Below are 11,391 nucleotides of genomic sequence, written 5' to 3'. Positions count from 1 at the left end.
TGCCGGGCATCTCCCCCACAAGGAGGGAGATCGGCTGGGCGCGATGGCTTCCCCAGACAACTGGCCGTATCGTGAACCGTCAATTTAGGGCGAGGCATCGCTTCCTGCCGATCTCCCCACCTGTGGGGGAGATGCCCGGCAGGGCAGAGGGGGGTGTATCACACGGCACACCCTCTCCTCGTTATCAGTGCCCTCAGGGCTTTGCGATGCCACAGGTGTGAGGGAGAATCGGAGACCACGGCGGCATCCATCACCGCCATAGCTTTTCTTATTCCATCGGCACCGCCACGAACCGCAGATCGCCATTCGCCGATGCGATCATCAGTTGGGCGTTGCGGCGGCCTTCCTGTTTCAGCGCCTGCACCTTGGCGGCGACCGCATCCGGCGACTTCATGAACTCCTGCGCCACCTCGACGATCACGTCGCCGGGCTTCAACCCCTTTTCGGCGGAGGCGGAGCCGGGCGTCACTTCCGTCACGACGACGCCATCGACGCTCTCGGCAATGCCGAAGGCCTTGCGCGTCTCGGCGCTCAACAGCGACAGCGACAGCCCGAGCACGTTCTTCGGCGTGGCCGCATCCGGCGACACCTGGCCCTTGTACTGGTTGGGTGTATCAGGTGCAGGCTTGGCCTGATCGCCGGAATCCGGCTGGTCCATGTCATTGTTCTCGCCGGGATCCGGAGTGATCACGCCGTCGTCCTGCGAGCCATCGGGTGCTGAATCGTCAGATGCAGCCGCCTGATCGCTGTCCTCGAGTCGGCCGAGCTTCACCTTGACGGTCTGCTCCTTGCCGTCGCGCAGCACTACCACCTCGACTTCCTTGCCGACCGTGCTTTCCGCCACCACTCGCGGCAGGTCGCGCATTTCGCTGACGGTCTTGCCGTCGAATTTCAAAATGACGTCGCCTGCTTTGATCGAGCCGTCGTCGACGGGGCCGCCCTTGATGACGCCGGCGACCAGCGCGCCCTTTGCAGTGTCGAGCCCGAGGCTGTCGGCGATATCGTCGGTCACCGGCTGGATGCGCACGCCGAGCCAGCCGCGCCGCGTCTCGCCATATTCGCGCAGCTGGTCAACGACGCCGGAAGCAAGCTCCGACGGCACCGAGAAGCCGATACCGATCGAGCCGCCGCTCGGCGAAATGATGGCCGTGTTGATGCCGATCACCTCGCCCTTCATGTTGAAGAGCGGGCCGCCCGAATTGCCCTTGTTGATCGCCGCATCCGTCTGGATGAAGTTGTCGTAGGGACCGGCATTGATGTTGCGGCCACGCCCGGAAATGATGCCGACCGTCACCGACCCCCCGAAGCCGAACGGATTGCCGATCGCCATCACCCAATCGCCGATACGCATCGTGCTGGAATCGCCGAATTTCACGGATTTCAGCGGCGTCTTCGGCTCAACCTTCAGCACCGAAAGATCGGTCTTCGTATCGGTGCCGATCAGCTTCGCCTTGAGCTTCGAACCATTGGCGAAATTGATCTCGATATCGTCGGCGCCCTCGATCACGTGATTGTTGGTGACGATATAGCCGGCCGGATCGATGACGAAGCCGGAGCCGAGCGAGCTGACATTGTGGTTGCCGCCCTTGTTGCCCTGCTGCTTGTTGAAGAAGTCGTTGAAGAATTCCTGGAAAGGCGAGCCGTCTGGCGCGCGCGGCGCCGGGCCTGCGCCCTCGTCGTCCTTCACCTTCTGCGAAGTCGAGATATTGACCACGGCGTCGAGCAGGCCTTCGGCGAGATCGGCGACGGAAGCCGGGCCGCTATTGGGCACGGCGGCCTGGATCGGAGCGGTCTGCTGCGGCGCGGCGGGTGCGGGAGGCGTAGGAGCGGGAACAGCCGTTTCCGGAGTAGCCGGAGCGGGTGCAGTAACCCCGGGTGCGGTCGTCTCAGGCGCGGTTTGCGCATAGGCAATCCCGCTCACGCCAGCTTGCGCCAGGATTGCGGCGCTGGCCATAAGCGCGAGCGTTCGTCTGAAGGGCGAGCGAATCGTGGGGGCCATCAAGCTTCCTCATAAGGGGTACATGCGCACATTGAGCATCAGCATAAGGCGGAATGATGGAGGGTGAAATCACCTTTTCGCGAAATCCCCGTGCAATGTGACGTGGCCTCGCAAAAGCCGGACACACCTAACACCTGCTGCCATCGCCACAAATTCGAAGTCCCGCGACTGCCGCTTGGAACTGGAGACAAAGTTGCCTCGCTATCCCAATACGAAACGAGGGGCCGGTACGAAACCAGCCCCTCGATGATGCGGGAGAATGCAGGCCCGGTGAGGAAACCCTGCATTCAACAGATCGTCAGTTCGCCGGCTGGGCCGGTGCGCCAGGCGCAGTCGGTGGCGGCAAAGCCGGAGCAGGCGCTGCCGGATTGCCGGCAGAGTTGTTGAAATAGCGGAAGAACTGCGAGTTCGGCGAAAGCACCAGCGTTGTATCCTGCGACGAGAGCGCCGAGGAATAGGCCGCCATCGAGCGGTAGAACTCGAAGAAAGCAGGATCGCGTGAGAAGGAGTCGGCGAAGATGCGGTTGCGTTCCGCATCGCCCTGGCCCTGCAGGATTTCGGACTCGCGCTGCGCATCCGCGGTCAGCTCGACGACCTGGCGGTCGGCGATGGCGCGGCGGCGCTGGCCCTCTTCGTTACCCTGTGCCCGCAGCAGTTCGGCTTCCGCCAGACGCTCGGCCCGCATGCGGTTGAAGGTGCGCTCGGAAACGTCCTGCGTCAAGTCGGTACGGCTGATGCGCACGTCATCGAGCGTGATGCCCAGCGTCTCCGCATCGGCCTGCAGTTCGTTGCGAACCTCGAGCATCATCGCCACGCGCTCGCGGGAGAGTGCGGCTTCGATGCTGCGCACGCCATAGACCCGGCGCAGCGAGGAATCGAGACGGGTGCGAAGCCGCGCTTCCGCCGCCTCCCTGTCACCCGACACCGTTTCGCGGAACCGGCGCGCATCGTTGATGCGGTAGATGATGAATGCATTCACCTCGTAGAAGGCGCCGCCCGAAACCTGGACGCGGATATTGTCGAGGTTGAAGCGCAATTCCTGCTTCTGGACATATTGCACGCGGTCGGCATCGGCAAAGGAGAAGGGCAGCTTGAAATAGATGCCTGGATCGGTCTTCACCGATTGGATCTCGCCGAAGCGAACGACGATTGCCTGCTCGCGGGCATTGACCACGAAGACTGAGGAATAGATCACGGCCAGCACGATCGCGAGAATGATGAGAATGACGGGAAGTCTGTTCGACATCATGATCAGCCTCCCTGCTTCTGCGTCGGTCTGCCGATCTCGTTGAGAGGCAGATAGGGCACAATGCCCTGCTTTTCGTCGATGATCACTTTCTTGGAACCCTTCAGCACCTGTTCCATCGTTTCCAGGAACAGTCTCTGGCGCGTCACGTCAGGCGCCTTGGAATATTCGTCATAGATTGAAATGAAGCGCTGCGCTTCACCTTCGGCCTCCTTGACGATCCGGTTCTTGTAGGCTGCGGCGTCTTCCCGGATGCGAGCCGCGTCGCCGCGTGCCTGGCCGAGCTTCTGGTTGGCGTACTGGTTCGCTTCTTCCACCAGACGCTGCTTGTCCTGGTCGGCGCGCTGCACTTCTTCGAAGGCATCGGCCACTTCACGCGGGGGAGCGACATCCTCGATCGTCACGCGGTTGATCGCGATGCCCGCACCGTAGCGATCCATCGTGTCCTGGATGATGTTGCGCACCTCGGTCTCGATCGGCCCGCGATTGTCGCGGAAGGCATCCTGCGCCGGCCTGCGGCCGACGATTTCGCGCATCGCGCTTTCGGAAACCTGCTGCAGCGTTTCAGCCGGATTTTCGAGACGGAAGAGATAGGATTTCGGATCGTTCACCGTATAGAGCACGGAGAACTGCACGTTCACGATGTTCTGGTCGCCGGAAAGCATGAGCCCGGCAGTCGAATTGGTATTGTTGCGACCGCCGATATTCTGCTGCTGCTCGGTGACCTTGACGATCTCGACCGAGTCCATCGGCCAGAGATGGAAATGCAGGCCCGGCATCGACACCTCTTCACGCGGCTTGCCGAAGCGAAGCTCGACGCCGCGCTCATCCGGCTGAACGGTATAGACGCACTGGATCAGCCAGAAGACGGCGACGATCGCCACGACGATCACCGCCACACCGCCGTTGAAGCCGCCGGGAATGATATTGCGCAGCTGGTCCTGGCCGCGCCGGATGATATCTTCCAGATCAGGCGGTCCGCCCTTGCCGCCGCCACCGCGCGGCCGGTTCGGCCCCTGTCCCCATGGTCCCTGATTATTACCGCCGCCGCCGCCCCAAGGGCCGCCGCCGCCATTCTGATTGCTCCAGGGCATCAAAACCTCGTTGTTCGTTAAGTCGCGACGCATCCGAAACCGTGGGGGCTGACCGGCGGACGCGTTGGTGACCGTTATAGGTATCGCCGCATCGGCTTTCAACGCAGCGTGAGAAACTTGGTCAATTTAATTGGAAAATAGTTCATTTTCAGGCGCGACGGCGTTCGTAGACGATGAAACGCGTGGGATAACTGTCCTTTTCGCTGGCCGGAACCGCGATCGCCTCCCCCGCCTGCCAGATCTCGGGATCGATCGCGGGAAACGAAGCGTCTCCGTCGAGATCGGCCTCGACATGCGTGATGCACATCCGATCGACAAGACCGATCGCCTGGGCATAGACCTGCCCGCCGCCGAGAATGCAGATTTCGTCGACGCCGGTTTCGAGCGCCAGCCTGTCGGCCACCGTCATCGCCTCGGGCAGCGAATGAGCCATGCTGACATCAGCATGGTCTATCGCCGCTTGCCGCGAAATGACGACGTTCGGCCGTCCCGGCAGCGGCTTGCCGATCGAATCGTAGGTCTTGCGGCCCATCAATACAGGCTTTCCCAATGTCAGCGCCTTGAAGCGCTTGAGATCGCTCGAAAGCCGCCACGGCATATCGCCGTCGCGGCCGATAATGCCGTTGCGGGCAACGGCGGCGATAATGGTCCTGCGAATGTCGGCCATGGAATATCCCGGATCAGACGGCGATCGGCGCCTTGATGTTGGCATCGGCCTCGTAGCCGATCAGCTCGAAATCGTCGAAAGTGAAGCCGAAAATATCCTTCACATCAGGATTGATGCGCATGAACGGCAGCGGCTTCGGCCGGCGCGCCAGCTGCAGCTTCGCCTGGTCGAAATGGTTGTGATAGAGATGGGCATCGCCGAGCGTGTGGACGAAGTCGCCGGGCTTCAGTCCGGTTACCTGAGCCACCATCATCGTCAGCAGCGCATAGGAGGCGATGTTGAACGGCACGCCGAGGAAGATATCGGCCGAGCGCTGGTAGAGCTGGCAGGAAAGCTTGCCGTCGGCCACATAGAACTGGAACAGGCAATGGCAGGGTGGCAGCGCCATTTCGTCCACTTCGGCCGGATTCCAGGCCGAAACGATGTGGCGGCGCGAATTCGGGTTGTTGACGATCCCTTTGACCAGATTGGCGATCTGGTCGATATGGCCGCCGTCGGGCGCTGGCCAGGAGCGCCACTGGGCGCCGTAGACCGGCCCGAGATCGCCGTTTGCATCGGCCCATTCGTCCCAGATCGAAACGCCGTTCTCCTTGAGATAGCGGATATTCGTCTCGCCCTTTAGGAACCATAAAAGCTCGTGGATGATAGAGCGCAGATGCAGCTTCTTCGTGGTAAGGACGGGGAAGCCCTCTTCGAGATCGAAGCGCATCTGGTAACCGAAGACCGAGCGCGTGCCGGTGCCGGTGCGGTCGCCCCGGTCGGAGCCCTTTTCCATCACGTGATTCAAGAGATCGAGATATTGCTTCATGTCGCGCTGATTCCGTTTCGGCCAATTTAAGCCTTCGGAACCGGGAAACCAATCACCGGCGGGCATTTTCCCAATGTTTCTGATGGGTCGCATAACGCTTTTATGACGTTTGCCCTTTCCTTGGGCTGAGGAAACCACTATATCAGCCTTGCCGGCCTTCGGGTCGGCTATGGCGATAAATGAGCGGTGTAATAAACCTATTGGACCCGGGGGCGGTACCCGGCGCCTCCACCAAAAACCGGCGGTCTTGAAGGCCGGCTTTTGATGGGGGCGAAACAGGATCGACAAGGGTGTAAAGATCGTCTTTTTGCTCGGCATTGTACCGCCGTTATCGGGCTAAAATTGTAGTTGCAAACGACAACTATGCGGAAGCTCGTCTCGCTGCTTAATCGCGGTGTGACACTTCAATCAAAGTCCTAGTGGTTCGCACCTCTAGGCGGGGTCCGAAGGCACCTGGCAACAGAAGCCTTCACCTTCTCCCTGCCGCCGAAATCATGTATGCTGCTGAAAAACGTGACTCGGCTCCGGTCTTTCCCAAGGCGCCCGGACGTGGCATATAACCTTGTGAAAAGACTTCCGAACCGACGAAAGACAGGAAAAGCATGGGGCAGGATCATATCCGCTACGACATTCTGGCACAGGATGCACTTCGCGGCGTCATCCGCAAGGTATTGGCGGAAGTCGCAGCCACGGGCCGTCTGCCCGGTGATCATCACTTCTTCATCACCTTCCTCACGGGCGCCACCGGCGTGCGCATCTCCCAGCACCTGAAGTCGAAATACCCCGAGCAGATGACCATCGTCATCCAGCACCAGTTCTGGGACATGAAGATCACCGAGACGCATTTCGAGATCGGACTTTCCTTCTCAGACGTTCCGGAAAAGCTGGTTATCCCATTCAATGCGATCCGCGGCTTCTACGATCCCTCTGTCAACTTCGAGCTCGAATTCGACGTACCGCTCGCCGATGGCGAGGAATTGCCGTCCGGCGAAATTACCGCCTATCCGGTGGATGCGGCCGGAAAGCCCGATGACGCCGCAGGCGCAAAACCCGCCGACGGCGAGGAGAAGAAACCGGGCTCCGTCGTCTCGCTCGACTCCTTCCGCAAGAAGCAGTGATTTGAAGGGAGGCCAAGCCTCCCTTCTTCATAGGGAATCCAGGTATCGCATGAGCGCCGAAATCATCAATCTGCGCCAGTTCCGCAAGAAGCAGGCTCGCTCCGAAAAGGAGAAGCAGGCCGAGCAGAACCGCATCTCCTTCGGCCGCACCAAGACCGAAAAGCAACTGACCCGCAGCCTGAACGACAAGGCCGACAAAGCCCATCGCGACGGCCGAATCGAGACGGACGACGACGGCGCGTGACGCTTTCACGCAAAGCGTGAAAAGCCGGAATGGTTTCTGCGATCAGCCACTTGCGCACTTTCCTAGAATCGATCTGCCAACCCACGCTAAATTTGATAGAACGTCCTGAGCGCGTCGTCCCGGACGCGCTATGCTCTGCCCGGGATTTGAAGGCTCCATGATCCGCAAGCATTCGGCGACATTGCACGGCCATCGCACCAGTTTTTCGCTGGAGGATGAGTTCTGGGCCGAGCTGAAGACGATTGCCGGAGCCCGTTCGATACCGCTCGCCGCCCTGATCTCCGAAATCGACGACCACCGCCCACCGGACAGCAACCTGTCCTCGGCGCTGCGCTTGCATGTGCTTTCCTGGCTGAAGGCGGGCGCCGGCCACCAGCCGTGACGCATGTTGCTCAAAATCGCGTAGCGATTTGGGAGGACATCAATGAAAACAAAGACCTGAAGCGCCTTGCATGAATCAAATTCTATGCGCTTTCACTGCGCCTGAACGCCCGGCAACTGGTCGAAATTGAGCGGACCGGGCTGCGCTTGCCCGCTGCGCCGTGCTGCTTCCGCCTCGGCGGCGGCCCTCGCCTGCGCATCCGCATCGGCCTTCGCTTTGGCTTCCGCCGCGCGTGCAGCCTCCGCCTCGGCAGCAGCCTTCTCAGCGGCTGCTTTCTGCGCCAGCGCGCGCAGCCGCTCTTCCTCCGCCTGCCGTTGCTGCTCGATCTCGGCCGCCTTGATGCGCTCGGCGTCGTTGAATCGGTAGAGCGCCACCTCGCGGCGCAGCCGTTGTTTTTCGAGCACGACCGCCTGCAGCCGCTCGACACGCCGGCGCTCGCGCTCGAAGGCGCGCAGCGACAGATAGCTGGTGATATCGGTCACATCCATCGTCTTGCCGGGTGACGGCAGCATGCCGGAAAAATTCAGACGGAGCGCAGGCTCGGCGCCGGAAAGCGCTTCCGTGCCAGGATTAAAACCGACACCCAGCGTCGCGCTGATCCGCTCTTCCGGCAGCGCGATCTGCGCATCGGCGGTGATGCGGGCGAGATCGTTGGCGACGGTGACATTCTGCACCCTCAGCGTCCCGTCGGCGATGTTGAAGGGGATGCCGAGCGGCGGCAGCTTCGCCTCGCCGTTGCTGAGCAGCGTCTCGATGATCGGATGCACCTTGCCGGCATTGATCTGCTCCTGCATCGTATCCGTCGCGGCAAGCAGCGGCGGAAGGATGGCAAGGTTCAACCCGCGTATGCTGGTTTCGCCGAGCCTCAACTCGCCCGAACCATTGAGCGAGCTGGCGATCTCGCCGATGGTCTTGCCCGAGGCCTCCATCGACAGCGATAACCCGAACTTGCCGTTGGCGATCGGCGCGCCGTCGCGCAGCCAGACGACGCCGGAAAGATCGGAATCGGCAAGCGCAATCTTCGTCTGTAGGAAACCTGTGCCGTTGGCATTGGTAAAGAGCAGGTTGCCGGAGAGCTTTCCACCGTCCCAGTTGCCGGCCATGTCGTTGAGCTGCAGCTCATCGCCCTTGTAGGCGACATTGCTGGTGAAGTCCGACACCGCCGTTTCCGGCAGGCCGGGCCAGAACTCCTTGGCCGCCAGCTTCACGTTGACGTCGAGATCCTTGAAGATGGGCAGCCCCAGCGGCGCCGTCGTCAGCTCACCATTGGCGGGATCGACGATCTGGCCGAACACCGCCTCACCGAGCCAGCCGGCATCGGCCTTGGAGAGTGTCAGCCCACCGCTCGCGGTCGTCTTCGCGGCCTTCCGGTCGAAGGTCAGCGCACCGGAAAATTCGTTGTCGGCCGCATGCCCCTTGAGATCGGAAAAGACGATCTTGTCGCTATCGACGGCGGCATTGACCTGGAGGCCGAACGGCAGTCCGGTTGCGGTCTGTGGCAGAGCGATGCCGTTCATGATGAGATAGGGGTCGATATCGGCGCTGTCGAGCGAAAGCGCGATCTGGCCGTTCATGAATGTCTCCGGACGGACATCGACCTTGCCGTTGGCCATGAACGACGTGCGGTCGGTCGCGAAGGTCAGCGCCGCATCGGCGGGATCGTTGCCGGATGCCTTCACCTTGAGCGTCAGGCGGCCGTTGGCCCCGACATCCACCGGCAGCGGGTCGAGCCCGGCCTGGCCGAACAGGATGGAGGGCACGGCGTTTTCGAGCGTCGCCTCCAAGCTCGTCGTGCCATTGCCGGTCAGCGCCAAGAGGTCGGACATGCGGTAATCGAGATTGACGCGGCTGCCGTTTGCCACGCCGGCAAGCGTCACCGTCAACGCGTCGCCCTCGTCGCCGCCGAGCGTCAGTGCGCCGCGCAGCGCCGTATTGCCGTACCAGCCGGCGTTGCGCACTAACCGGTCGAGCACAGGGTGATGCGGCAGGTGCTCGCGCAGCGTGGTGAAGAAGCCGCCGGGATCGGCCGATTTGAAGGTGATTTCGCCCGCACCCTTGTAATCGAGCAGCGAACCTTCCGCCCTGCCCGTCGCCGTCAGCTCGGCGCCGGCGATATTCTTTATCGACAACCGGTCGACGGCAAGCGCCCCATCAGCGATGGTAAACGTGGTCTCGACATCCTCGGCACTGACGCCGAAGGCGGTGAACTTGTCAGCCTTGAGCTGGGCGGCGATCTTGTGGTCGAGCACGTTGTCGCCGGCATCCTGGCCGGTCATGAGCCCGCTCAGCGCCTGCAGCGCGTCGAGATCGAGCGTATCGCCGTTGAGCGCCACCGATAGCGTCGGCGTCTGGCCGGAGATCGCCTGGCGCTCCAGCCGACCCTTCAGCGTCGCCGGTCCGATGGCAATCTCGAGATTTTCAAAACGCTGCAATTCATGTGTCAGGCTAACATTGGCCGAAAAGCCCGCCTGCCGTAATTGCCGGATGGCCGGATCGACCGAGCCGGCAAGCCAGGAGGCAAGCCCCGTCGGCTGGCCGGAGGCCACCACGATCTGGCCGTTGAACGAAGGTTCGCCCTGAAGCAGGAGCTTGCCCTTGCCTTCCACCTGCGTGCGCCCCGGCAGCGTGCCGGTAGCGCTGTCGATCATCCAACCGGTCCCGGCTGGTTCGAGCTCCAACTGCACGTCGCGCAGCGTCGTATCGCCGGCGACGATCGCCGGCAATTTGACGCTCGCCTTGCCCGGCACCTGCGGGATCGGCACTTGCGCGACGATATCGATCAGCGAATTCAGCCGCTGGCGCGCCGAAACAGCGGGATCCCGCGTCGTTTTGCCGGACGCCCCCTGATTGCCGATGCGGTTGACGTCGATCTGCTGCCCGTCGGCGGTCAACAGGAATTCCGGCGCATTGCCGGTATCGAGCGTCGCCTCGCCGGTTATGACATAGGGATCGTCCGTCGGGCCGATCTCCATTCTGTATTCGGGGATGCGGATGCGTTCGTTGGTGAGCTCGAAGCGGCCCTTGACGCGCGGCGGCTGCTCTTTCTTGTTGGCGGGCTTGGCGCTGTTGCGGATCTCGATCGCTGCCGAAAGCTGGCCCTGATAGTTCGGCTTGCTGTCGACGAGCTTCAGTTCGCCGTCGAGATCGATGCTGACAGGGTGCTTGTCCGGAGAAAGCCTTGTGCGCATGCGCAGCACGCCCTTCTCGTCCGGCTGACTGCTCGAGATCGAGAAGCCGCCGTGCTCGCCGTCGAGCGCAGCGTCGCCCTCGATGCGCCAGGGGCCGGCCAGCGACTTTGCCGACATTTCCGCGTTGAGGCCGGTGATACGACGCGAGCGACCCGACTGATCGTCGATGAATTCGACCTCGCCGCCGCTGACATGCACGTTTTCGAGAACGACGGTCCTTGCCGGTATTTCCGCGCGGCTGCCACGCATCCAGTCAAGCGTGCCGTCCTTGAGCAATCTCAAGCGCACCTTCGGATTGACGACGCGCATGTCGAAGATCAGCGCTTCGCCCGACAGGAAAGGCGCGAGCTCCGCATCCATGGAGAACTGCTCGACCTTGACGATCGGCGTGCCGTCCGCTTCCTGGCCGACGCGCACGTCATGCAGCGTCACCGACGGGAACGGCAGCAGGCGCGCATCCACCGTGCCGTAGACGGTGACCTTCTTGCCGATGATGCGGCTTGCCTGATCCTCGAAATTCTTGCGGAAATCCGTCCAGTCGATGAACAGCGGCGCAAGCAGCGCCACAAACAGCACTACGACGATCACTCCCCCCAGAAAGACGAGGAACCGGCCTACCAATGCAAAGCGTCTCCATTCGGGATT

The 11,391-nt window shown here is 61.9% G+C and carries 9 protein-coding genes and 1 other RNA gene; 4 read left to right on the top strand and 6 right to left on the bottom strand.

Annotation, left to right across the window (positions count from 1 at the left end; translation table 11 throughout):
• Window positions 1-268: 268 nt before the first annotated feature.
• The 5 genes from G9X64_RS25345 to G9X64_RS25325 form a co-directional block, all read right to left on the bottom strand.
• Complete coding sequence (locus G9X64_RS25345) at window positions 269-1,999, bottom strand: Do family serine endopeptidase (RefSeq protein WP_171377600.1); 1,731 nt, start codon at window positions 1,997-1,999, stop codon at window positions 269-271.
• Window positions 2,000-2,297: 298 nt separating this feature from the next.
• Entirely contained in the window at window positions 2,298-3,248 is a 951-nt protein-coding gene (gene hflC / locus G9X64_RS25340; protein WP_168310032.1) for a protease modulator HflC, read from the bottom strand.
• A 2-nt stretch (window positions 3,249-3,250) separates the two neighbouring features.
• Complete coding sequence (gene hflK, locus G9X64_RS25335) at window positions 3,251-4,339, bottom strand: FtsH protease activity modulator HflK (protein WP_168310031.1); 1,089 nt, start codon at window positions 4,337-4,339, stop codon at window positions 3,251-3,253.
• Between the two features lie 148 nt (window positions 4,340-4,487).
• On the bottom strand, window positions 4,488-5,006 hold the full coding sequence (locus G9X64_RS25330; RefSeq protein WP_171377599.1) for a dihydrofolate reductase: 519 nt from the start codon (window positions 5,004-5,006) through the stop codon (window positions 4,488-4,490).
• Between the two features lie 13 nt (window positions 5,007-5,019).
• Window positions 5,020-5,814, bottom strand: coding sequence for a thymidylate synthase (locus G9X64_RS25325; RefSeq protein WP_171377598.1), 795 nt, complete (start codon window positions 5,812-5,814; stop codon window positions 5,020-5,022).
• 111 nt (window positions 5,815-5,925) lie between these two features.
• On the opposite strand from G9X64_RS25325, the gene ssrA reads away from it, so the two are divergent.
• The 4 genes from ssrA (at window position 5,926) to G9X64_RS25305 (ending at window position 7,558) form a co-directional block, all read left to right on the top strand.
• Window positions 5,926-6,288, top strand: a transfer-messenger RNA (tmRNA) gene (gene ssrA / locus G9X64_RS25320).
• A gap of 128 nt (window positions 6,289-6,416) precedes the next feature.
• Window positions 6,417-6,932, top strand: a complete 516-nt coding sequence (locus tag G9X64_RS25315) for an SspB family protein (protein WP_003541317.1) — start codon at window positions 6,417-6,419, stop codon at window positions 6,930-6,932.
• A gap of 49 nt (window positions 6,933-6,981) precedes the next feature.
• A complete protein-coding gene (locus G9X64_RS25310; protein WP_003541320.1) occupies window positions 6,982-7,176 on the top strand; it encodes a DUF4169 family protein in 195 nt (64 codons plus the stop codon).
• A gap of 157 nt (window positions 7,177-7,333) precedes the next feature.
• Window positions 7,334-7,558: a ribbon-helix-helix domain-containing protein gene (locus G9X64_RS25305; RefSeq protein ID WP_168310027.1), complete on the top strand. Its 225-nt coding sequence runs from the start codon at window positions 7,334-7,336 to the stop codon at window positions 7,556-7,558.
• Between the two features lie 92 nt (window positions 7,559-7,650).
• Here the strand turns inward: G9X64_RS25305 and G9X64_RS25300 are convergent, their stop codons facing one another.
• Window positions 7,651-11,367, bottom strand: a complete 3,717-nt coding sequence (locus G9X64_RS25300; protein ID WP_168310026.1) for an AsmA family protein — start codon at window positions 11,365-11,367, stop codon at window positions 7,651-7,653.
• Window positions 11,368-11,391: the final 24 nt, after the last annotated feature.

The sequence above is a fragment of the Rhizobium sophorae genome (genome assembly GCF_013087515.1).
Classification (GTDB): domain Bacteria; phylum Pseudomonadota; class Alphaproteobacteria; order Rhizobiales; family Rhizobiaceae; genus Rhizobium; species Rhizobium sophorae.
Note: the sequence above shows the minus strand (reverse complement) of the source record. Positions and strands in the feature narration are given on the sequence as shown.

Excerpts from the sequence above, each read along its gene's own strand:
- G9X64_RS25345 (WP_171377600.1), bottom strand. The coding sequence starts at position 1,999 with ATGGCCCCCACGATTCGCTCGCCCTTCAGACGAACGCTCGCGCTTATG.
- hflC (WP_168310032.1), bottom strand. The coding sequence starts at position 3,248 with ATGATGTCGAACAGACTTCCCGTCATTCTCATCATTCTCGCGATCGTG.
- hflK (WP_168310031.1), bottom strand. The coding sequence starts at position 4,339 with ATGCCCTGGAGCAATCAGAATGGCGGCGGCGGCCCTTGGGGCGGCGGC.
- G9X64_RS25330 (WP_171377599.1), bottom strand. The coding sequence starts at position 5,006 with ATGGCCGACATTCGCAGGACCATTATCGCCGCCGTTGCCCGCAACGGC.
- G9X64_RS25325 (WP_171377598.1), bottom strand. The coding sequence starts at position 5,814 with ATGAAGCAATATCTCGATCTCTTGAATCACGTGATGGAAAAGGGCTCC.
- G9X64_RS25315 (WP_003541317.1), top strand. The coding sequence starts at position 6,417 with ATGGGGCAGGATCATATCCGCTACGACATTCTGGCACAGGATGCACTT.
- G9X64_RS25310 (WP_003541320.1), top strand. The coding sequence starts at position 6,982 with ATGAGCGCCGAAATCATCAATCTGCGCCAGTTCCGCAAGAAGCAGGCT.
- G9X64_RS25305 (WP_168310027.1), top strand. The coding sequence starts at position 7,334 with ATGATCCGCAAGCATTCGGCGACATTGCACGGCCATCGCACCAGTTTT.